This window comes from Amycolatopsis sp. NBC_01286 (assembly GCF_035982555.1).
In the GTDB taxonomy this organism is placed as follows: domain Bacteria; phylum Actinomycetota; class Actinomycetes; order Mycobacteriales; family Pseudonocardiaceae; genus Amycolatopsis.
In genome coordinates, this window is record NZ_CP108428.1 from 10,476,973 (window position 1) to 10,499,173 (window position 22,201).

At 72.1% G+C, this 22,201-nt stretch carries 19 protein-coding genes; 3 read left to right on the top strand and 16 right to left on the bottom strand.

The annotated features are described in order from the left end of the window. Position 1 precedes the first annotated feature (1 nt). Both OG570_RS47240 and gltB read right to left on the bottom strand, forming a co-directional pair. On the bottom strand, positions 2-1,510 hold the full coding sequence (locus OG570_RS47240; protein ID WP_326955019.1) for a glutamate synthase subunit beta: 1,509 nt from the start codon (positions 1,508-1,510) through the stop codon (positions 2-4). Then, complete coding sequence (gltB, locus tag OG570_RS47245) at positions 1,503-6,056, bottom strand: glutamate synthase large subunit (protein WP_326955020.1); 4,554 nt, start codon at positions 6,054-6,056, stop codon at positions 1,503-1,505. Before gltB ends, OG570_RS47240 begins: the two co-directional genes overlap by 8 nt. A gap of 333 nt (positions 6,057-6,389) precedes the next feature. Between gltB and OG570_RS47250 the strand changes: the two genes are divergently transcribed. Further along, positions 6,390-7,175: an SDR family oxidoreductase gene (locus OG570_RS47250; RefSeq protein ID WP_326955021.1), complete on the top strand. Its 786-nt coding sequence runs from the start codon at positions 6,390-6,392 to the stop codon at positions 7,173-7,175. A gap of 4 nt (positions 7,176-7,179) precedes the next feature. Here the strand turns inward: OG570_RS47250 and lgt are convergent, their stop codons facing one another. From lgt to OG570_RS47265, 3 genes are read right to left on the bottom strand one after another with little or no spacing between them, the layout of a single operon-like run. Beyond that, positions 7,180-8,205 carry a prolipoprotein diacylglyceryl transferase gene (gene lgt, locus OG570_RS47255; protein WP_326955022.1) on the bottom strand — a complete coding sequence of 342 codons (1,026 nt, stop codon included), beginning with the start codon at positions 8,203-8,205 and terminating at the stop codon, positions 7,180-7,182. 26 nt (positions 8,206-8,231) lie between these two features. Continuing rightward, positions 8,232-9,407 carry a M20 metallopeptidase family protein gene (locus OG570_RS47260; RefSeq protein WP_326955023.1) on the bottom strand — a complete coding sequence of 392 codons (1,176 nt, stop codon included), beginning with the start codon at positions 9,405-9,407 and terminating at the stop codon, positions 8,232-8,234. Beyond that, complete coding sequence (locus tag OG570_RS47265) at positions 9,404-10,528, bottom strand: amidohydrolase family protein (protein ID WP_326955024.1); 1,125 nt, start codon at positions 10,526-10,528, stop codon at positions 9,404-9,406. The genes OG570_RS47260 and OG570_RS47265 overlap by 4 nt, the downstream gene beginning before the upstream one ends. Positions 10,529-10,630: 102 nt before the next feature. Here OG570_RS47265 and OG570_RS47270 point away from each other — a divergent pair, with 102 nt between their 5' ends. After that, the gene (locus OG570_RS47270; protein WP_326955025.1) at positions 10,631-11,989 is read left to right on the top strand and encodes a glutamine synthetase family protein; all 1,359 of its coding nucleotides are present in this window, start codon (positions 10,631-10,633) and stop codon (positions 11,987-11,989) included. On the opposite strand, the gene OG570_RS47275 is transcribed toward OG570_RS47270, so the two are convergent. The 8 genes from OG570_RS47275 to OG570_RS47310 form a co-directional block, all read right to left on the bottom strand. Next, positions 11,981-12,130, bottom strand: coding sequence for a peptidoglycan recognition protein family protein (locus tag OG570_RS47275; protein ID WP_326955026.1), 150 nt, complete (start codon positions 12,128-12,130; stop codon positions 11,981-11,983). The genes OG570_RS47270 and OG570_RS47275 overlap by 9 nt on opposite strands. 552 nt (positions 12,131-12,682) lie before the next feature. Further along, positions 12,683-13,255: a Uma2 family endonuclease gene (locus OG570_RS47280; RefSeq protein WP_326955027.1), complete on the bottom strand. Its 573-nt coding sequence runs from the start codon at positions 13,253-13,255 to the stop codon at positions 12,683-12,685. Between the two features lie 134 nt (positions 13,256-13,389). After that, entirely contained in the window at positions 13,390-13,770 is a 381-nt protein-coding gene (locus tag OG570_RS47285) for a MerR family transcriptional regulator (protein ID WP_326955028.1), read from the bottom strand. Between the two features lie 33 nt (positions 13,771-13,803). Further along, positions 13,804-14,595, bottom strand: a complete 792-nt coding sequence (trpA, locus tag OG570_RS47290; RefSeq protein ID WP_326947407.1) for a tryptophan synthase subunit alpha — start codon at positions 14,593-14,595, stop codon at positions 13,804-13,806. Beyond that, positions 14,592-15,824 (bottom strand): tryptophan synthase subunit beta, encoded by a 1,233-nt coding sequence (gene trpB / locus OG570_RS47295; RefSeq protein WP_326947406.1) that lies wholly within the window; start codon positions 15,822-15,824, stop codon positions 14,592-14,594. Before trpB ends, trpA begins: the two co-directional genes overlap by 4 nt. Next, positions 15,803-16,612 carry an indole-3-glycerol phosphate synthase TrpC gene (trpC, locus tag OG570_RS47300; RefSeq protein WP_247062897.1) on the bottom strand — a complete coding sequence of 270 codons (810 nt, stop codon included), beginning with the start codon at positions 16,610-16,612 and terminating at the stop codon, positions 15,803-15,805. The genes trpB and trpC overlap by 22 nt, the downstream gene beginning before the upstream one ends. Positions 16,613-16,736: 124 nt before the next feature. Further along, positions 16,737-17,264 carry a Trp biosynthesis-associated membrane protein gene (locus tag OG570_RS47305; protein ID WP_326951458.1) on the bottom strand — a complete coding sequence of 176 codons (528 nt, stop codon included), beginning with the start codon at positions 17,262-17,264 and terminating at the stop codon, positions 16,737-16,739. A gap of 58 nt (positions 17,265-17,322) precedes the next feature. Beyond that, positions 17,323-18,882 carry an anthranilate synthase component I gene (locus OG570_RS47310; protein ID WP_326947405.1) on the bottom strand — a complete coding sequence of 520 codons (1,560 nt, stop codon included), beginning with the start codon at positions 18,880-18,882 and terminating at the stop codon, positions 17,323-17,325. A gap of 78 nt (positions 18,883-18,960) precedes the next feature. On the opposite strand from OG570_RS47310, the gene OG570_RS47315 reads away from it, so the two are divergent. Then, positions 18,961-19,593: a TetR/AcrR family transcriptional regulator gene (locus OG570_RS47315; protein WP_247062893.1), complete on the top strand. Its 633-nt coding sequence runs from the start codon at positions 18,961-18,963 to the stop codon at positions 19,591-19,593. Here the strand turns inward: OG570_RS47315 and OG570_RS47320 are convergent. From OG570_RS47320 to OG570_RS47330, 3 genes are all read right to left on the bottom strand, one after another. Next, positions 19,590-20,408, bottom strand: a complete 819-nt coding sequence (locus tag OG570_RS47320) for a DUF3592 domain-containing protein (RefSeq protein ID WP_326955029.1) — start codon at positions 20,406-20,408, stop codon at positions 19,590-19,592. The genes OG570_RS47315 and OG570_RS47320 overlap by 4 nt on opposite strands. 9 nt (positions 20,409-20,417) lie before the next feature. Next, entirely contained in the window at positions 20,418-21,497 is a 1,080-nt protein-coding gene (locus OG570_RS47325; protein ID WP_326955030.1) for a DUF3592 domain-containing protein, read from the bottom strand. 94 nt (positions 21,498-21,591) lie between these two features. After that, entirely contained in the window at positions 21,592-22,158 is a 567-nt protein-coding gene (locus OG570_RS47330; RefSeq protein WP_326955031.1) for a hypothetical protein, read from the bottom strand. Between the last annotated feature and the right edge of the window lie 43 nt (positions 22,159-22,201).

Genomic DNA, 22,201 nt, shown 5'->3' on the forward strand with positions numbered 1-22,201 from the left:
CTCAGACGACGGCGAGTGGCAACGCCGTCGGGTGCACCGGGGACGGCAGGTCGGACGCGCCGGTCAGGTACGTGTCGACCGCGTTGGCCACCGAACGGCCTTCGGCGATCGCCCAGACCACCAGCGACGCGCCGCGGTGGGCGTCACCGCAGACGAAAACACCCGCCGTCTCGGTCTGCCAGTCCGCACCGCACGACAGCGTGCCGCGCTTGGTCAGCGACAGCCCGAGGCCGCCCAGCAGCGGCATCTCCTCGACGCCCTCGAAGCCGATCGCCAGCAGGACCAGGTCCGCCGGGAGCGTCTCGACGTCGTCGCCGACCGGGATGACCTCACGGCGTCCGGTCGCGGGGTCCTTCTGCACCTTCACCTGCTGCAGCTCGACCGCCGTGACGCGGCCGGCGTCGTCGCCGACGAACCGCTTGACCGCGACGGCGAACTTCCGCTCCCCCGCCTCCTCGTGCGCCGGGTAGGTGCGCAGGATGTAGGGCCAGGTCGGCCACGGCGAGCGGTCGTCGTCCCGGGTGGACGGTGGGATCGGGTACTGGTCCAGCTGGGTCACCGAAAGCGCGCCCTGGCGGGTCGCCGTGCCGTAGGAGTCGGCGCCGGTGTCGCCGCCGCCGATGATCACGACGTGCTTGCCGCGCGCGTCGACCGGCGACGGGCCGTCACCCTCGACGAACTTGTTGGCCGGCACCAGGTGTTCCATCGCCAGGTGCACGCCGGACAGCTCCCGCCCGGGTGTGGTCGTGTCGTCGCGGCCGCGCAGGGCGCCGACCGCGAGCACGACGGCGTCGTACCGCTCGCGCAGGTCCTCCACCGTCAGGTCGACGCCGACCTCGCAGCCGGTGACGAACTTGGTGCCCTCCTTCTGCAGCTGCGCGAGCCGCCGGTCGAGGACCTTCTTCTCCATCTTGAACTCGGGGATGCCGTAGCGCAGCAGCCCGCCGAGCCGGTCGTCCCGCTCGAAGACGGTGACCTCGTGCCCGGCGCGGGTCAGCTGCTGGGCGGCGGCGAGCCCGGCCGGGCCGGAGCCGACGACCGCGACCCGTTGCCCCGACGACACTTCCGCCACCTGCGGCTGGACGTAGCCCGCTTCCCAGGACTGGTCGGCGATCGTCTGCTCGACGCGCTTGATCGACACCGGCCCGCCCGAGAGCGGCGAGATCGACAGCACGCAGCCCGCCTCGCACGGCGCGGGGCACAGCTTCCCGGTGAACTCGGGGAAGTTGTTGGTGGCGTGCAACCGATCGCTGGCGGCGGCCCAGTCACCGCGGCGGACGAGGTCGTTCCACTCCGGGATCAGGTTGCCCAGCGGACAACCGGACCCGCCGGAGTGGCAGAACGGGATGCCGCAGTCCATGCACCGCGACGCCTGCTTGCGGACGTCTTCGTTGCGCGCGCCCGGATCGACGTCCGCGTAGACCTCGCCCCACGAGTGGAGCCGGTCCTCTTTGGCCTTCTTCTTGGGCTCTTCGCGGTCGTACTTGAGAAAACCGGTCGGGTCAGCCACGAGCGGCCTCCATGATCGCCTCGTCGACGTCGCGGCCCGCGGCTTTCGCCGCCTTCGCCGCGTCCAGGACCCGCTGGTAGTCACGCGGCATCACCTTCGTGAACGCCACGCTGCGGCGCGGCCAGTCGCCGAGCAGCGACGCGGCCACCGCGGAGCGGGTGAGATCGTAGTGCTGCTGCACGGTTTTCTTGAGCCAGGCCAGGTCGTCCGCGGTCGGCTTGAGCAGGTCCACCATGTCCTGGTTGACCTTCTTGCGGTCGACGTCGAGCAGGAACGCGATGCCGCCGGACATGCCGGCCGCCAGGTTCCGCCCGGTCGGGCCGAGCACCACGGCGCGGCCGCCGGTCATGTACTCGAAGGCGTGGTCGCCGACACCCTCGGCGACGACGGTGGCGCCGGAGTTGCGGACGCAGAAGCGTTCGCCGACCTGGCCGCGCAGGAACAGCTCGCCGCCGGTCGCGCCGTAGGCGATCGTGTTGCCCGCGATCGTCTGCGCCTCGGCGGCGAAGGACGCGTCCGGGTCGGGGCGGACGATGATCCGCCCGCCGGACAGGCCCTTGCCGACGTAGTCGTTGGCGTCGCCGACCATGTCGAGGGTGATGCCGCGCGGCAGGAACGCGCCGAGCGACTGGCCCGCGGACCCGGTGAGCAGGACGTGGATCGTGCCCTCGGGCAGGCCTTCGCCGCAGTAGCGGCGGGTGATCTCCGAGCCGAGCAGGGTGCCGACGGTCCGGTTGACGTTGCGCACCGGCAGTTCGAGCCGCACCGGGTGCGCGTCTTCCAGCGCCGCCTCGGCGAGCTGGATGAGCGTGCGGTCCAGGGCGTGCTCGAGGCCGTGGTCCTGGCCGCGGGTCCGCCGCTTCGCGCCGCCGTAAGGCGTCTCGGCCGGCATCTCGAAGATCGGCGACAGGTCCAGACCGGACGCCTTCCAGTGGTGCACGGCCTCATCGGTGTTCAGCAGCTCGGCGTGGCCGATGGCCTCGTCGAGCGTGCGGAAGCCCAGTGCCGCCAGGGTCTCCCGGACTTCCTGCGCGACGAACTTGAAGAAGTTCACGACGTGCTCGACCTGGCCGGTGTAGCGCTTGCGGAGCTCCGGGCTCTGCGTGGCGACGCCGACCGGGCAGGTGTCGAGGTGGCAGACGCGCATCATGATGCAGCCCGCGACGACGAGCGGGGCCGTCGCGAAGCCGTACTCCTCGGCGCCGAGCAGCGCCGCGATGACGACGTCGCGCCCGGTCTTCATGGCGCCGTCCACCTGCACGGTGATCCGGTCGCGCAACCCGTTGAGCAGCAACGTCTGCTGGGTCTCGGCGAGGCCGATCTCCCACGGCGTGCCGGCGTGCTTGAGCGAGTTCATCGGGGACGCGCCGGTGCCGCCGTCGTGCCCCGAGATGAGCACGACGTCCGCGTGCGCCTTGGACACGCCCGCCGCGACCGTGCCGACGCCGAGCGAGGACACCAGCTTCACGTGGATGCGGGCGTGCTCGTTGGCGTTCTTGAGGTCGTGGATCAGCTGGGCGAGGTCCTCGATGGAGTAGATGTCGTGGTGCGGCGGCGGGGAAATCAAGCCGACGCCCGGCGTGGAGTGCCGGGTCCGCGCGATCCACGGGTACACCTTGTTCGGCGGCAGCTGGCCGCCCTCACCGGGCTTCGCGCCCTGCGCCATCTTGATCTGGATGTCGTCGGCGTTCACGAGGTACTCGCTGGTGACGCCGAACCGGCCCGAAGCCACCTGCTTGATCGCGCTGCGGCGCTCGGGGTCGTAGAGCCGCTCCGGGTCCTCGCCACCCTCGCCCGTGTTGGACCGGCCGCCCAGCCGGTTCATCGCGATCGCCAGGGTTTCGTGTGCCTCGGCCGAAATCGAGCCGTACGACATCGCGCCGGTGTTGAAGCGCTTGAAGATCGCCTCGGCCGGCTCGACCTCGTCGAGCGGCACCGGCTCGCGGACGCCGTCGCGGAAGGCGAACAGCCCACGCAGCGTGCCGCCCTCGCGGTAGAGGCGGTGCACCTCGTCGGTGTACTTGCGGTACACCTCTTCGCGGCCGGTCTTGGACGCGTGCTGCAGCAGGAACACCGTCTCCGGCGAGAACAGGTGCAGCTCGCCCTCGCGGCGGTAGGCGTACTCGCCGCCGGTGTCGAGTCCACGGTGGACGCGGTCGGTCGGGTTGTCCGGGTACGCGCGGCGGTGCCGGACGGCGACCTCTTCGGCGAGCACGTCGAGCCGGACGCCGCCGAGCTTCGACGACGTCCCGGTGAAGTACTCGTCGAGCAGGTCCTGGGCCAGGCCGAGGGATTCGAAGACCTGGGCGGCGGTGTACGCGCCGACCGTCGAGATGCCCATCTTGGACATGATCTTCAGGACGCCCTTGACGAGCGCCTGCACGTAGTTGCGGATCGCCTTGCCGGACTCGATGCCCGTGACGGCACCCTGCCCGATCATGTCCTCGATGGTCTCGAAGGCCAGGTACGGGTTCACCGCGGCGGCGCCGTAGCCGAGCAGCAGCGCGATGTGGTGCACCTCGCGGGCGTCGCCGGATTCGACGACCAGCGCGACGCGCAGGCGTTCCTTCGTGCGCACCAGGTGGTGGTGCACCGCGGAAACCAGCAGCAGCGACGGGATCGGCGCCATCCGGTGGTCGGAGTCGCGGTCGGACAGCACCAGCGTGCGCGCGCCGGCCGCGATCGCCTCGGACGCCTCACGCCGGACGCGCTCGACCGCCGACGCCAGCGCCTCGGCGCCGCCGTCCACTTCGTACAGTCCGGAAAGGACACTGCACGCGAAGCCCGGCAGGTCGCCGTCGTCGTTGATGTGGATGAGCTTGGCGAGCTCGTCGTTGTCGATCACCGGGTACGGCAGCTTCAGGTGCCGGCACGACGCCGGGCCCGGGGCCAGGAGGTTGCGCTCCGGGCCCATGATCCGCGCCATGCACGTGACGAGCTCTTCGCGGATCGCGTCCAGCGGCGGGTTGGTCACCTGCGCGAAGTTCTGCTTGAAGTAGTCGTAGAGCAGCCGAGACCGCTGGGACAGCACCGCGACCGGGGTGTCCGAGCCCATCGAGCCGATCGGCTCGGCGCCCTTCTCGGCCATCGGCGCGAGCAGGATCTTGAGCTCTTCCTCGGTGTAGCCGAAGGAAAGCTGGCGCCGCAGCACCGAGTCGTGGCTCTGCACGACGTGGTCGCGGTCGGGCAGCTCGGCGAGCTTCAGCAGGCCGGCGTGCAGCCAGCCCTCGTACGGCAGGTCCTTGCCCAGCTCGGACTTGACCTCTTCGTCGTCGACGATCCGGCCGGCCGCGGTGTCCACCAGGAACATCCGGCCGGGCTTGAGGCGGCCCTTCGCGACGACGTCCTTCGGGGCGACGTCCAGGACGCCCGCCTCGCTGGCGAGCACGACGCGGTCGTCGGCGGTGCGCCACCAGCGCGCCGGGCGCAGGCCGTTGCGGTCGAGGACCGCGCCGACCAGCGTGCCGTCGGTGAAGGTGACGCAGGCCGGGCCGTCCCACGGTTCCATCAGACTCGCGTGGAACTGGTAGAAGGCGCGGCGCGCGGGCTTCATGGTGGCGTGGTTCTCCCACGCCTCCGGGATCATCATCAGCACGGCGTGCGGCAGCGACCGGCCGCCCAGGTGCAGCAGCTCCAGGACCTCGTCGAACGAGGCCGAGTCCGACGCGTCCGCCGAGCAGATCGGGAACAGCCGGGTCAGGTCGCCGGGGATGAGGTCCGATTCGAGCAGCGCCTCGCGGGCCCGCATGCGGTTGCGGTTGCCGCGGATGGTGTTGATCTCGCCGTTGTGGGCCACGAACCGGAACGGGTGCGCGAGCGGCCACGACGGGAACGTGTTGGTGGAGAAGCGGGAGTGGACCAGGGCGATGGCGCTCGCCAGCCGCTCGTCGCGCAGGTCGCCGAAGAACGCGGGCAGCTGCTCCGGCGTGACCATGCCTTTGTAGACGATCGTCCGCGAGGACAGCGACGGGAAGTACGTGCCGCAGCCCGCGATCCCGCTCTCGTGCTCGGTGCGCTTGCGCAGGCAGAAGGCCAGGCGGTCCAGCTCGAGGCCCGCGGCGCCGTCGCCGGCGACGAAGAGCATCGCGAAGTGCGGCATGACCGAGCGGGCGGACGGGCCGATGTCGGCGCGGTCGGCGTCGACCGGGACCTCGCGCCAGCCCAGGACTTCGAGTCCTTCCTCGACGGCGATGCGTTCGGCCAGCTCGACGGCCTTGCGGCGCTGCTCGGCGTCGGCGGGCAGGAAGGCGATCCCCGCCGCGTACCGGTGGTGGCCGTTTTCGTCGGGTTCGGGCAGCTCGAAACCGGCTTCCGCACGCAGCAGCTCGTCGGGCAGCTGCAGCAGGATGCCGGCGCCGTCGCCGCTGGTGGGTTCGGCACCGGCGGCGCCTCGGTGGTCCAGATTGGTCAACGCGGCGAGGCCGTCGGTGACGATGCCATGGGAGCGGCGGCCGCGGATGTCGGCCACCATGGCCACACCGCAGGAGTCCTGTTCGGTCTCCGGATCGTAGAGACCCTGCTTGCCGGGAATGGCGGAGAAGATCATGAAGGGACCTCCTTCGTCGTCTGTTCGTGCTGGCCGGGCTAGCGGCCGGGGAGCGCACGGGACGACGATGGCCCGCTCGTTAGCGCGACTTTAACACCTGGGAAACATGCCAGCATCAATTCAGAGCGCCCCGAACAACGTCGGACGGTAACGATCTGGCCGCGCGGAACGACGTAGTTCCTGATGAGTTCCTGGTAGTTCGCTCTGCTAAGTATACGACCCGGAAACCTGCGTCAAGTCTAACGTGACGCGGCCGACGCCGCCCGGTCCGATGGCCGCAACGCCCCCTTCGAGGCGTTCCCGCACGTTAGTAGAACGTGTTACATTTCCCGCATGATCCTCGACCGGTTCCGGCTGCCCGGCCAGGTCGCGGTGGTCACCGGCGCCGGACGCGGGATCGGCGCGGCCACCGCCGTGGCCCTCGCCGAAGCGGGCGCCGACGTGGTCATCGCCTCCCGGACGGCAGCCCAGCTCGAAGAAGTGGCCTCCCGGGTGTTCTCGGCGGGCCGGCGCGCCCACGTCGTCCCGCTCGACCTCGCCGACCCGGCCTCAGCCGCGACGCTCGCCGCGGTGGCCGTCGAGCAGTTCGGGCGCCTCGACCTGGTGGTCAACAACGTCGGCGGCACCTACCCGCGGCCCCTGCTCGAGACGACGCCCGAGTTCCTCGAAGAGGCGTTCCGCTTCAACGTCTCGACGGCGCACGCGCTGACGGTCGCGGCGGCGCCGTCGCTCGTCAAGACGGGCGGCTCGGTCGTCAACATCTCGTCGATCATGGGCCGGGTCGGCGGCCGCGGCTTCGTCGCGTACGGCACGGCGAAGGCCGCGCTGGCCCACTGGACCCGCCTCGCGGCGGCCGACCTCGCACCACGCGTGCGGGTGAACGCGATCTCGGTGGGCTCGGTGGCGACGTCGGCGCTGGAGATCGTGGTCGGCAACCCGGAGCTGAAGGAGAAGATGGAGTCCGCGACGCCGTTGCGCCGGATCGGCGAGGCGGAGGACATCGCGGCGACCGTGGTCTTCCTGGCCTCGCGCGCCGGCGGCTACATCACGGGCAAGATCCTCGAGGTCGACGGCGGGCTCCAGTCCCCTAACCTGGACCTGGGCCTGCCGGACCTCTGACGCGTCAGTCCTCGGTCTTCTTGGGTTCCTCGGCCACCGGGGGCTCTTCGGCGGGCTTCTCCGCCGAAGCCGGCGTCTCGGCGGCCACCTTCACGGAGTCGCTGTCGTCCGGTTCGGTTTCCGGCACGGCCGCGGCCGCGGCGGTGTCCTTGCCGTGCAGCAGTTCCGGGGCTTCCCGCGGCCCGCGCCGGCCCGCCAGCACGAAGTAGATCACCGCGGCGAGGAACAGCAGGATCGACGTCCACACGTTGACCCGCAGGCCGAGGATGTGGTTCGCGGTGTCGGTCCGCATCATCTCGATCCAGCCGCGGCCCACCGTGTAGCCCGCGACGTACAGCGCGAACACCCGGCCGTGGCCGAGCTTGAACTTCCGGTCGGCCCAGACGATCAGGCCGGCGATCAGCAGGTTCCAGATCAGCTCGTACAGGAACGTCGGGTGGACCGGGCTCTCCGGCAGCGGGATGTGCCCCGTCGCGACGCCGTTGAGCAGGTTCTCCGGGTCGTCCGGGTTGAAGCGCTGGTAGACCTCCAGGCCCCACGGCAGGTCGGTGTGCGCGCCGTAGAGCTCCTGGTTGAAGTAGTTGCCGAGGCGGCCGATGGCCTGCGCGACGATGATGCCGGGGGCGATCGCGTCCGCCATCGCCGGCAGCGGGACGCCCTTGCGGCGGCACGCGATGAGCGCGCCCACCGCGCCGAGCGCGATGGCGCCCCAGATGCCGAGGCCGCCGTCCCAGATCGCGAAGGCGTTCCAGGGGTTCTTGCCCTCGGTGAAGTACAGCTCGGGGTCGGTGATCACGTGGTACAACCGGCCGCCGACCAGGCCGAACGGCACGGCGTACACCGCCATGTCGATGATCGTGCCCTTGGTGCCGCCCCGGGCGACCCAGCGCCGTTCACCCCACCAGATCGCGACGATGATGCCGGCGATGATGCACAGGGCGTAGGCGCGGATCGGGATGATCCCCAGGTGCCAGACCCCGCGGTCGGGGCTGGGGATCGTCGCGAGGAAGGCGGCCGAGGCGGAAATCACGGGGCCACCGTAGCGCGTCTCCCGAGCTAGCGGGACTCCGCCTCCGTCGCGGCCAGGTAGCCCGCCACCAGCGCGTGCGCGACGCGGGTGACGGCGTCGTCGCCGGGGAGGAACACCTCGTCGTGCAGGCTGGGCGCGCCGGCGGTGTCGCCGAGGCCGACGAACAGCATCAGGCCACGGGTTTCGCCGCCGCAGTAGTGCGCGAAGTCGTCGGCGCCGAACGAGCGGAACTCGTGGTCGACGCGGGCGCCGCTGTGCACCAGCCAGCGCTGCGCCGCCGCGGCCAGGGCCGGGTCGTTGTGCAGCACCGGCTCGCACGGGCTGATCCGCAGCTCGGCGGTGCAGCCGTGGGCCGCCGCGGTGCCGTGCACGATCTGCGCCAGCGCTTCGAGCGCGCGTTCACGGTCCTCCGCGCGCATCAGCCGCAGCGAGCCGGCCGCGCTCGCGGAGTTCGGGACGACGTTCGCCGCGGTGCCGGCCTGGATCCGGCCGACCGAGCAGACCGCGCCGAACACCGGGTCGATCCGGCGCGACGCCAGCTGCTGCAGGCTCACCACCAGCTGCGACAGCGCGAGGATCGGGTCGCGCAGCATGTGCGGGTAACCGGCGTGCCCGCCTTGGCCGTGCAGGACGACCTCGAACTCGTCGGTGGACGCGTTGACCGGGCCCGGCACGGCCGACACGGCCCCGTCCGCGAGCCGGGGCTGGACGTGCGCGCCGATCACGGTGTCCACCCGGTGCTCGGCGAGCAGCCCGGACTCGACGACGTCGAGCGCGCCGGAGGGTGAGGTCTCCTCCCGCGGCTGGAGCAGCGCGAGGATCGGGCGCGGCACCTCGACCCGCACCGCCGCGCGGGCCACCGCGACCAGCGCCGCCAGGTGCACGTCGTGGCCGCACGCGTGCATCAGGTCGGTCTCCGACGCCCACGGCACGCCGGTGCGCTCGGTGACCGGCAGCGCGTCCAGCTCGGCGCGCAGGGCGACCGCGGGGCCGTCGGCCGCCGCGCCGGGCAGCGGGATCGCGCGGCCGGTCTTGGCGACACGGATGCCGTCACCCGCGCCGATCGCCGCGGTGACCAGCCGGGCGGTGTCCTCCTCGTCGCCGGAGCCGCGCGGGTCGGCGTGCACGGCGTGGCGGAGGGCGACGGCGGCGGGCAGTTCGTCGTCGATCGCCCGGGTCCACCGGGTCCACAGGTCGGTCACACGTGCTCCAAGCGGTAGATCCTCTTCGCGTTCTCGTGCCCCACCAAAGCACACAGCCGGACGGCGTCCACTTCGGACATCGCGTCGGCGGCGAGCGCGGCGCGCACGAAGTCCGACAGGCCGCGCCGGAACAGCGCCGTGCCCAGGTGGTACAGCTCGGCCAGGCCGAACGCGTCGGTGGAGAACAGCACCTTCCCGAACGGCGCGATCTCCAGCAGCTCGGCCAGGATCGCGGGCGCTCGGAACCCCGCGTTGTGCGTGATCAGGCCGGCGTCGACGAAGACGTGCTCGAAGACCTGCGCGAGGTAGGCCGCCTGGCGGTGGAACGGGTAGTTGTGCAGCAGCAGGATCGGCACGCCCCGGTCGCGTGTCGCCCGCAGGAAGCCGGTGAGCAGCAGCGGGTCGCAGCGGTGCAGGTCGACGTCGGAGTCGCCGTACCCGACGTGGAACTGCACCGGCAGGCCCAGGTCGAGCCCGGTCCAGACGAGGTGGCGGTGCAGCACCTCGTCGGCCAGCCGGACGTCTCCGGAGCGCAGCCAGCGTTCCGCCGCGGCCGCCACCTCGGACGGCGACGGCCGCTCCCCCGCCAGGTCGAGGCCGACGCGGTAGGCGGCGATCGACTTGAGCCCGACGGCCGTCGCGGCGCGTTTCCCCAGCTCGTCGGCGAAGGCCGCGGCGAACCCCGCCGCGGTCGTGCCCGCGATCACCGCCTCCGCGACCTGCTCCAGCCGGACGACGTCGTGCGCCCGGGACGCGGCGAGGGCGCCGAACTCCGGCGTCGACGTCACGGATTCCGGGAGGAACCCGCCGTCCAGCAGGAAGTCGGTCGTGCCGGTGGCCCGCAGGAACCGCCGCGCCACCTCAGCCGCGCCCAGCTCGGCGCGGCGGTCGAGGTAGACGTCGGCGGGCGCGTGCTTCGGCAGGTCGAGCACGGGCGCGCAGCGTTCGCGCACGGCCAGGCCGATGAGCGAGTCGAACAGGCTGGTGCCGAGCGGCGACGTCGTGTCGGCCTCGGTCAGCAGGGCCTCGAAGTCCGCGCGGACCACGTCCCGGGTGAGGACGCCGTGGCCGTGGTGGTCCACGAGCGGCAGGTCCGCCACGAACGGGAGCAGCCCGGTCATGCGCGGCCCGCCGCTGGACGGGTTTCGACGGCGTCTGACACGATCTCCTCCACTTTCCCAAGGTATCCGGTTTTCTCGGGGTATCCAGTGAACAGGAGCAGGATGAGCCGGCTCGATCGGGCAGAACTCGCGCAGCAGGGCGCCATCCGGGCCGACGGCCTGCGCGCCGCCGGGGTGGAGCTGGTCGCGCTGACCTTCGTGGACAACAGCGGCATCACCCGGACGAAGGCCGTCCCGGTGGACCGGCTGTGGTCGGCGGCCGCGTGGGGCGTCGGCGCGTCGAACTCCTTCGACTTCTTCCTGGCCACCGACGAGATCGTGGACGGCACCTACTCGCGCGGCCCGGTCGGCGACCTGCGGCTGCACCCGGACCTCGACGCGCTCGTCCCGCTGGCCGCGCAGCCCGGCTGGGCGTGGGCGCCGGCGAACCGCTACGACCAGGACGGCGTCCCCCATCCGCAGGACTCCCGGGCGCAGGCGGCCGCGGCGACGGCGCGGCTCGCGGCGCTGGGCTACGACGTCCGGACCGCGTTCGAGATCGAATGGGTGATCACGACGGCGGACGCGCCGGACGACCCGCGCTCGGCGACGGCGGGCCCGGCCTACGGTTACGCGCGGCTTTCCGCGCAGGCGCCGTACCTGCGGGCGCTGGTGTCGGCGCTGGCCGCGCAAGGTGTTGCGGTGGAACAGATCCACCCGGAGTACGCGGCCGGGCAGTTCGAGCTGTCGGTGGCGGCGGACGACCCGGTGCGCGCGGCCGACATCGCGGTGCTGACCCGCGAGACGATCCGGGCGGTCAGCCAGCAGCACGGGCTGCGCGCGTCGTTCACGCCGAAGTTCGCCCCGGACGGCGTCGGCAACGGCGGTCACGTGCACCTGAGCCTGTGGGACGGCGAGCGCAACCTCTGCGCCGGCGGCGACCGCCGGTTCGGGCTGACCGCGACGGCGGAGGCGTTCGGCGCCGGGATCTTCTCGCGGCTGCCCGCGTTGCTGGCGATCGGCGCGCCGTCGGTGGTCAGCTACCTGCGGCTGGAGCCGCACCACTGGGCGGGCGTGTTCCTGGCGTGGGGCCTGGAGAACCGCGAGGCGCCGCTGCGGCTGGTGCAGGGCGTGGCCGGCCAGCGCGACCGGGCGGCGAACTTCGAGGTCAAGTGCTTCGACCTGACCGCGAACCCGTACCTGGTGGTGGCCGCGCTGCTGTTCGCCGGCCTGGCCGGCGTGGACGCCGACGCGACGCTGCCGGAGCCCGTCGACGTCGACCCCGGGACGTTGCCCGCGGCCGAGCGGCTGCCGAAGACACTCGCCGAAGCCGTCACGGCGTTCGAAGCGGACGAAGCGCTGACGAAGGCGTTCGGCCCGGAACTGGCGACGACGCTGGTGGACGTCCGCCGCGGCGAGATCGACCGGTTCGGGCGCCTGTCGCCGGCCGAGCTGTGCGCCGTGATGCGGTACCTACACTAGGGCGTTCGCGACCTCCGTCCGCAGCTGCGGGAGCTTGGCGTAGAGGCGGTCGCCGGGGCACTCGGTGTTGTAGTAGTCGCGGTGGCCCTTGATCTCCGCGACCGGGATGCCGTACTGGCGGCAGATGTAGGCGCAGAACACGACGAGCGAGTCCCACTGGGTCTGCCGGGGGTTGGACGCTGGTGTAGAGGCCTTCGTTCTCGATGCCGATGGCGTTGGTGTTCTGGCCGGGGCAGTGCGCGCCCTGGATCATGGTGGTCCGGCCGCGCAGCGCGTCGAGGCTGCCGTGCCGCCCTTCCATCCGGTACCCGCCGCGGCTGACGGTGAAGTGCTGACCGGTGTCGGACCAGCCGTTGTTGTCCATGTGGTCGTGCTGATCGTCGCGGGCGACCTGGAAGGCGTGGTCGAGGGAGTAGTCGGTGCTGTTGGCACTGGCGATGTGGTGGATGAGGATCCGGTTCGCCGGATGGTCGAGGGTGACGAGTTCATCCGACGGCGGCCGCGCACCCCACTCGGCACAGCTGTAGATCCGCGGCGCTTGCGCGGCCCTGGCCACGGCGGGCAGAAGCAGGCCGCCCGCCCCGGCGACGGCGAGGCCGGTGGCACCGCGAAGGAAGGTACGCCGCGGAGGGTGTCCGATGTCCATGCACCGGACCCTCCCGCGGCCGCGTACAGCTTTTGTACAAAGCCCGGTCAGGCCAGGGTGATCTCGGCTTCGAAAGGCCGGGTGAAGGTGAGCTTCCCGGCTTCGCTCTTGGCGATGGGTTCGTACTCGCCGCGTTGGAGTTCGAACAGGGTCGCGGTGTCCGGCTCGCCCGGCTCGACCAGCAGGTAGAACGGGATCAGGGCTTCGGCGTAAATGGCCCGCTTGAGGATCCGGTCCTGCACCCTGGAGGACGGCGACACGATCTCGACGACGAGAACGACCTGCTTCTCGGTCAGGCTCACGCCCGTCAGACCACACTCGTCGGCCACCACGAGATCCGGTATCAGCAGGCGGTTACCGCGGTTCCCGAGTACGACATTCGCTCCGGGGAAGACTTCGAACTGATCTCCAGCCCCCGCAGAGAGCTGGCCCCACAGGGTACCGACAAGACGCTGGTGCTCCAGCCGTGGCCATGGGCTCACGAAGAGTGCCCCGTCCACGAGCTCGATCCGCTGGAGTGAGGTCTGATCCTCCGGCAGTGCGAGGACTTCGTCGACCGTCCAGCCGTCGGGGTGCGGTGGGATGCTGAGCCCGGAATCGGGTTCAGTCGGTGCTGCCATCGCGCTTCACCTCCGCTCGCGCCGATTGCCGTCGGTCTGCTCCAGTGTGGCATGTCCGCTCGGTCCCCTCGTTGTGGATCATCACACGGGGAGTATGCGGATCACCACCGACAGTTCTGAGCCGGGTGATGGCGTCACGAGGATGCGACAGCCAGTTCCGGTGCGCCGCTGTAGAGCTTGATCTTGAACTGGATGTGCTCCTGGTGCTCGCGCAGCCGGTCGATCTGGGCCTCGACGCGGGCCTCGTGCTCGCGTAGGACCTCCAGGCGCTCGTCCTGCGTTGCGTCGCCCGAGCGCAGCAGCTCCACGAAACGCAGCATCTCCGCGACCGGCATGCCCGTGTACCGCAAACAGCGCAGGAGCTGCAGGAACTCCACGTCCTGGTCGGTGAACGTGCGGCGGCCGCCCGCGGTGCGGCCGACGTGGTGCAGCAGGCCGATGCGCTCGTAGTACCGCAAGGTGTCGATGGTGAAGCCGGTCTTTTCGGTCACCTGGGCCGGGGTGTAGGACGTCACCGGTCCAGGGTGGCACCTGGAGTGCGGTCCAGGTCAAGCCGTGGCGACGGCCCGGCGTACCCCGTCGGCCAGCTCCGCAGACAGCCGGTGCACTCCCGAGGGGCCGTCCGCCGCCGCCGTGACCAGGGCCGAGCCCACGATCACCGCGTCCGCGAACGACGCCACCTCGGCCGCTTGGTCGCCCGAGCGCACGCCGAGGCCGACGCCGATCGGGAGCTTCGTGTGCGCCCGCGTGCGGCGTACCAGCTCCTCCGCGCCCGCGCCGACCTGGTCACGCGCGCCCGTCACGCCCATCACCGCGGTCGCGTAGATGAAGCCCGAGGCCGCGTCCACCGTGCGGGCGAGCCGCTCCTCCGACGACGACGGCGCCACCAGGAAGGTCCGGTCGAGGCCGTGGGCCTTCGACGCGGTCATCCACTCGCCGGCTTCGTCCGGGATCAGGTCCGGGGTGATCAGGCCGAGCCCGCCCGCCGCCGCGAGGTCGCGCGCGAAGCGGTCGACGCCGTAGCGGTGCACCGGGTTCCAGTACGTCATGACGACCGCGCGGCCGCCACGCGCCGAGATCGACTCGACGACCTCGAAGACGTGCTTGAGGCGGAAGCCGTTGTCCAGCGCGGTGACCGACGCGGCCTGGATGGTCGGGCCGTCCATCACCGGGTCGGAGTACGGGACGCCGACCTCGATGAGGTCCGCGCCGCCGTCGATCGTCGCCGCGATCAGGTCCTTCGAGGCCTCGACGGTCGGGAAGCCGGCCGGCAGGTACCCGATCAGGGCGCCGCGGCCCTCCGCGCGCGTCGTGGCGAAGAGGTCGTCGAGCCCGCTCACTTGTCCACCAACCCGAACCACTTCGCCGCTGTGTCCATGTCCTTGTCGCCGCGGCCGGACAGGTTGACCACGATCAAGCCCTCCGGGCCGAGCTCGCGCCCCAGGTCCAGCGCGCCGGCCAGCGCGTGCGCCGACTCGATCGCCGGGATGATGCCCTCGGTGCGCGAGAGCAGCATGAACGCGTCCATCGCCTGGGCGTCGGTGATCGGGCGGTACTCGGCGCGGCCGGTGTCCTTCAGCCACGCGTGCTCCGGGCCGACACCCGGGTAGTCCAGCCCGGCCGAGATCGAGTGCGACTCGACCGTCTGGCCGTCGTCGTCCTGCAGCAGGTACGTCATCGCGCCGTGCAGGGTGCCCGGGGTGCCCTTGGTGAGGGTCGCGCCGTGGCGGTTGCCGTCGATGCCCTCGCCGCCCGGCTCCAAGCCGACCAGCCGCACGGACGGGTCGTCGTAGAAGCCCGAGAAGATGCCGATCGCGTTCGACCCGCCGCCGACGCAGGCCGCGACGACGTCGGGCAGGCGGCCGGCCTGCTCGAGGATCTGCGCGCGGGCCTCGGTGCCGATGATGTGGTGGAAGTTGCGGACCATCGTCGGGAACGGGGCCGGGCCGGCCGCCGTGCCGAACAGGTAGTGCGTGCTGTCCGCGTTGGTCACCCAGTCGCGCAGCGCCTCGTTGATGGCGTCCTTCAGCGTCCGCGAACCGGTCTTGACCGGGATGACCTCGGCGCCGAGCAGCCGCATCCGGGCCACGTTCAGCGCCTGGCGCTCGGTGTCGACCTCGCCCATGTAGACGACGCAGTCGAGGTCGAGCAGCGCGCACGCGGTGGCCGTGGCCACGCCGTGCTGGCCCGCGCCGGTCTCGGCGATGACGCGCTTCTTGCCCATGCGCTTGGTGAGCAGCGCCTGGCCCAGCACGTTGTTGATCTTGTGCGAGCCGGTGTGGTTCAGGTCTTCGCGCTTGAGGAACACGCGCGCGCCGCCCGCGTGCTCACCGAAGCGCTTGGCCTCGGTGAGCAGCGACGGACGGCCGGCGTAGTCGCGGAGCAGGCGGTTGAACTCGTTCAGGAACTCGGGGTCGTGCCGGGCCTTCTCGTACTCGGTGGCGACCTCGTCGACGACGCCGATCAGCGCCTCCGGCATGAACCGGCCGCCGTACGGGCCGTAGTAGCCACGCTCGTCCGGGTCGTGTTCGGTGTTGGGCTCTTTGCTCACCGCGACGGCCTCGGGCACGCGGGGTGCGATCCGGCGGTGACCAGCTTGACCAGGGCGCCCTTCGGGTCGCCCGAGGCGACGAGGCCTTCGCCGACCAGTACCGCGTCGGCGCCGTGCCCGGCGTAGGACATCAGGTCGCCCGGCCCGCGGACACCCGACTCGGCGACCTTGTAGACGTCCATCGGCAGGCCGGGGGCCAGCCGCGAGAAGACGTCGCGGTCCACCTCGAGGGTGTGCAGGTTGCGCGCGTTGACGCCGATGACCTTGGCGCCCGCCTCGAGGGCCCGGTCGGCCTCCTCGGCGTTGTGGATCTCCACCAGCGCGGTCATGCCCAGCGACTCGACGCGGTCGAGCAGCGCGGCGAGCGCGTTCTGCTCCAGCGCGGCGACGATCAGCAGGACCATGTCGGCGCCGTGCAGCCGGGCCTCGTGCACCTGGTACGGGCTGACGACGAAGTCCTTGCGCAGCACCGGGATGTCCACGGCCGCGCGGACGGCGTCGAGGTCGGCCAGCGAGCCGCCGAAGCGGCGCTGCTCGGTGAGCACGCTGATCACCCGCGCGCCGCCGTCCTGGTAGTCCTTGGCCAGCGCGGCGGGGTCGGGGATGTCGGCCAGGTCGCCCTTGGACGGGCTGCGGCGCTTCACCTCGGCGATCACGCCGATGCCGGACTCGCGCAGCGCGGTCATCACGTCGCGGGGCGGCTGCGCGGCGGCCGCGCGGATCTTCAGCTGGTCGAACGGCAGCGCGGATTCCCGCACGGCGAGGTCTTCCCGCACGCCGGCGACGATCTCTTCGAGCACGCTCACCGGGCGCCCCCGCCCGGGCTCGTGGTCACGGTTTCACTCGCAAGGTCGCTCACAAAAACCTTCCCCTTCCCGCCGAAACGATGCTAACCCCCGCATCCGAAGAGCCCGGTTCCGGGTGTGCGCGTTACTCCGAATGCCGTCCGCCACCCTCCGTGGGATCCTCGCCCTCCGACAGCGCTTCCCACAACTCGGCGTCCGGATCACGCACCTTCTTCCGGGTGGCCGGGGCCGCGTACTTCGCGCCGAGCCGGGCACTCCGCCCGGCACCCTTGATCGCTGCCAACCCGCCGGCGGCGACCAGAATTCCCCCGAGCACGGCCAGGCCGCGTCCGAGCAGCATCTGCGTCACCGGCAGCCCGTCGGCCCAGCCGGTGAACCGGACCCCCGCCACGCCGGCCCACACGGCCGCCACACCGGCCAGCGCCAGCACGACGCCCAGGACGCGCCGGGCCCAGCCGCCGGTGGCGATCAGGCCGGCCACCCCGGCGAGCGCGAGCAGCGCCAGCGGCACGAGCGCCGTCGCGCGCTGTTCGCCGGTCTCGCGGTAGAGGACCGTGCCGCGGACGCCGCCGTCGCGGAACTCGGCGTACCAGGTCAGCTTGGACGCGCCCCACAGCGCGAGCGCGCCCAGCAGCAGGGCGACCACCATCATCCACAGTGGACGCCGGGACGGCCGCGCCGTCGCGGTTTCGGGGTCCGCCACCTCCGGCTCAGACACGAGCGGCGTCCGCGGCCGGGTCGAGCTTGCCCGCCGGCACCATGGTCTGGGCCGCGGCGACCGCGGACAGCACGGTCCGCGCCTTGTTCAGCGACTCGGTGTCCTCGTAGTCGGCCACCGAGTCGGCGACCACCCCGCCCCCGGCCTGGACGTGCGCGATCCCGTCCTTCATCAGCGCGGTGCGGATCGCGATGGCCGTGTCGGCGTCCCCGGCGAAGTCGAGGTAGCCGACGACGCCGCCGTACAGCGCGCGGCGCACCGGCTCCAGCTCCTCGATCAGCTCCATCGCGCGGACCTTCGGCGCGCCGGACAGCGTCCCGGCCGGGAAGCACGCGGTGACCGCGTCGAAGGCCGTCTTGCCCTCGGCCAGCTCGCCGGTGACGGTGGAGACGATGTGCATGACGTGGCTGTAGCGCTCGATCTGGAAGAAGTCGACGACGCGCACGGTGCCCGGCTTGCAGACCTTGCCCAGGTCGTTGCGGCCGAGGTCGACGAGCATCAGGTGCTCGGCGCGCTCCTTCTCGTCGGCCAGCAGGTCCTTGGCCAGCTGCGCGTCCTCCTCGGGGTCGGCGCCGCGCCAGCGGGTGCCCGCGATCGGGTGCGTGGTCGCCTTGCCGTCCCGCACGGTGACCAGGGACTCGGGGCTGGAGCCGACGATGTCGAAGCCGTCGAGCCGCAGCAGGTACATGTACGGGCTGGGGTTGGACGTGCGCAGCACGCGGTAGACGTCGAGCGCGTCGGCGCCGGTCGCGATCTCGAACCGTTGCGAGGGCACGACCTGGAACGCTTCGCCGGCCTTGATCGCCTCGACGGCCTTGTCGACCGCGGCGTGGAAGTCCTCCTTGGACCGCTTCCGGGTGAACTCCGGCTCGGGCCGGTCGAACGCGGCGACGGTGGCGGGCGCGGGCACCTGCAGCTGCTCGGTCATCGCGCCCAGCCGGGCGACGGCGTCGTCGTAGGCCGCGTCCACGCGCTCGGGCGAGTCGTCCCAGTTGACGGCGTTCGCGATGAGCGTGACCGTGCCCTCGTGGTGGTCGAACGCGGCCAGGTCGGTGGCCAGGAGCATGGTCAGCTCGGGGATGTCGAGGTCGCGCTCGGCCAGCTCGGGCAGCTTCTCGAGCCAGCGGACGGCGTCGTAGCCGATGTAGCCGACCATCCCGCCGGTGAGCGGCGGCAGGCCGGGCAGCGCCTCGGTGTGCAGCGCCTCGATGGTCTCGCGGAGCACGTTCAGCGGGTTGCCCTCGGTCGGCAGGCCGACCGGCGGGGTGCCGGTCCAGACCGCTTCGCCGTCGCGGACGGTGAGCGCGGCCGGGCTGCGGACGCCGATGAACGACCAGCGCGTCCAGGAGGCGCCGTTCTCCGCGGACTCGAACAGGAAGGTGCCCGGCCGGTCGGCGGCGAGCTTGCGGTACACCCCGATCGGCGTCTCGCCGTCGGCGAGCACCCGGCGCACGACCGGGATCACGCGGCGGCTCTCGGCGAGGGCGCGGAAGTCCTCGCGGGACGGGCTGACCGAGCCGGGGCCGGTGGAACCGGCGTAAGCGCTGACCATGGAACTCATTGTGCCGCCCCGCGTGAACCGGGCCGCGCGGGGTCCCGAATTCAGCAAATGTTGAATTCAGGATCGCGGATGAGTCATGATGGGGCGGTGAGCACCACCGACAACCCCGAGACTACGGCGCGCCGCCGCGGCCGCCGGCCCGCGGGCCAGGACACGCGCACGGCCCTGATCGACGCCGCGCGGTCGGTGTTCGCCGAGAACGGCTACGACGGCGCGACCGTCCGCGCGATCGCCACCCGCGCCGGCGTCGACGCCGCGATGGTCAACCACTGGTTCGGCAGCAAGGAGGGCCTGTTCGCCCGCGCGGTGCTCGAGCTGCCGTTCGACCCCCTGGAGCTGCTGGAGACCCTGCGCGACGGCCCTGACGAGGAGTTCGGCGAGCGGATCGTCCGCACGTTCCTCACCCGCTGGGACAGCGCGGGCGGCGGCGTGTTCGTGGCGCTCATCCGCAGCGTCGCCGGCCACGAGCAGGCGGGCCAGGTCCTGCGCGACTTCTTCCGGAAGTTCTTCACGCACGTGCTCTCGTCGGTCGGCTCCGACCAGATCCCCTTGCGCACCACGCTCTGCGCGTCCCAGCTGGTGGGCATGGGCATGATCCGCTACGTGGCGAAGTTCGAGCCACTGGCCGCGGCGGACGTCGAAACCCTGGTGGCCGCGGTGGCGCCGAACGTGCAGCGCTACATCAGCGGCGACATCGGTTAGGGCACGCGCCGGCCCATCTCGGTGCGCGACGTCCGGCCGAACGCCGGGACCGCGTACGGCCGGCGCAGGTCGCCGCGCGAGAAGAGGACGACCATGTCCGGGCCCGCCCCGCCGACCCACGCCGGTCGTGCGGGCCGGTGCCACAAGTACGTGCTGCCGTGGCACGACATCGAGGCCCGCAGCTCGGCGCGGCTGCCGTCGCGGTACTCGACGAGCAGGTCCGGCAGGTGCCGGCCCCGGCGGACCGGGTAGTCGGGCCGCACGGTGACCGAAGCCGGCCGCCAGCCGGTCCGCAGCACCGCCGCGTGCCGCCGGCGCCACCGGAGGGCGGCGGCCAGGCTCACGCCGGCGAACGTCAGCACGAACAGGCCGAGGATCCAGAACAAGGCGGACACCCGTCCGTCCAGGCGGTCTTCCAGCAGCGTGCGCGCCCGGCCCGGGTTCGCGGGGTCGTAGATCACCGTGAGCGTCCCGCCCACGATGTAGCGCCGTCCCGACGTCACGGGGATGGTGGCGTAGCCCGGTTCACCCCGCACGTCGTAGGAGACGCGGATCGCCTGCTCTCTCGGGTGGTCGTCGAACCACAGCACCTTCCCGGTCACGTGGACCCCGTCGCGCAGGAGCGCGCGGGCGGGGTACTCGTACACGACCAGGCCGGCGAACACGCCTCCGGCGGCGACCAGCAGGAGCAGCGCGATGGCCAGCGCGCGCCGGCCGTACCCCGGCAGCCTGGCGATCTGGGCGGCCGGATCCGGCGGTGCCCCGTCCGGTGCGGTTTCGTCCTCTTCCGGCAGCCAAGCCGCGTCTTCCCCCATCGGCCCAGATTACGCGGCCGGAGGCCGCCGCCGCGGCGAAATCGCGCGCGCCGGGACGGCGAGCGCCCGCTTGCGCAGCGGCGCGTCCGGGAACAGCACGACCATGGCCCGGCCCCAGCCGCCGACCCACGCCTCGCGGTCGCGCCGGCCCTGGAACCCGGTGGCGCCGTGCGTCGAGGCGACGGCCCGCAGCACCACGCGGGAGTCGTCGCCGTAGCGGACGTGGAGGTCCGGCAGGTGCCGTCCTTTGCGGACCGGGTAGTCGGGCACGACGCGCACCTCGGCGACGCGCCAGCCGGTGTGCCGGACGGCGCGGTACCGCCGCCACCAGCCCGCGGCGGCCACCAGCGACCAGGGCACCGCGACGCAGGCGAGCAGCATCGGCACCACGAGGATCCCCAAGAGGCCCTGGTCGGCGTTGGGCTCCTCCACCGTCCGGACGTGCGCCGGGTCGGCCCGGTCGTACACCACCGTCACCGCTTCGCCGACCGCGTACGCGCGTTCGGTGTCCCGGACGATCTCCGCGGTCCGGGACACGCCGCCTGCCGGGTAGCGCACCCGCATCGACGACGCGCCGCTGCCGTGCCTCGTGTCGTGGACGCTCACCACCTCGCCCGCGGTGCGGGCCCCCGTCGCCAGGAGGTGCTCGGCCGCGTCGTCCACCAACGTGAGCCCGGTGGTCGCGGCGGCCAGCACGCCGAACCAGAGCAACGCGATCCCCACCGCCCGCACGCCCAGGCCGCGCAGCCGGCGGGTTTCGGCCGCGAAGCGCTCCTCGTCGTCGAGCGGCACCACCGGCGGGAGCCAGCTGCCGGTGCCCATCCGCGTGAGCACGTCGCCGGTCCGGCGGTCGCCGGCGCGGATCCGGACGACGGCGAAGCCGGACAGCGCCCCGGAACCGGCGAGCACCCCGAAATCGGCGGCGAGCTCACCGTCGTCGAGGCCGTAACCCGGGTCGAGGACCGAGTAGGCGGTGCCGATCACGAAGACCACGAACACCAGCGCCCCCACCGCACCGGCGACCACCCAGGCCGCTCTGCGCCGCGTGAGCCGTCGCAGCACGGCCGCGTAGTCCCGTTCCGGATCCATCCGCCGAATGTAGGGCGGAAACCCTTGTGCCGGCGGGGTTCGGGAGGTAACCGACACGCGGGCAACCGAACGCGGCGCCCGCGCGTGCAAGCGGTCATGGCTCAGGCGTCCAGCGGTGGGTCTCGGCCTTAGCCGCCAAAACGCGGGGCCGCGTCCACCACGGCGGCCGCGGCAGCACCAGCAGGACCATGGCCGAGCCGTGGCCGCCGACGAGCGCGGGCAGGTCAGGCAGCTCGGACAACGCCTGGACCGTCCACCCGCTGTCGGCCATCCGCAGGTCGATCCGGCTGCCGTCGGCGAACTTCACGGCCACCGCGGGGCCCCGCGACCTGGGCCCCACGTAGCCGATCGTCGCGGTCGCGTCGCGCCAGCCCGTGACGCGCACCGCCCGGTAGCGGCGCCGCCACCGCACCAGAGTGCCCACGCAGCCCGCGACACCGATCGCGCCCACGAAGAAGAGCACGGTGCCGGCCCCGACGCTCGCGAGCGACACCGGCGCGGCGCCCAGCAGCATCGCGGCCGACAGCACCACGAAGAACACCGAGCGGTCGCCCTGCTCGCGCACCAGCCGGGTGTACTCCGGCACGCCCGCCACCCGGGCCCCGCGCCGCCCGGGCAGCGGCAGCGAGTCCGCGATCTTCCGCCGTCGCTCCAGGTCCATTCCCGGAATGTAGAGCGGAAAGCCACGGTTCGGCGGGGTTCGG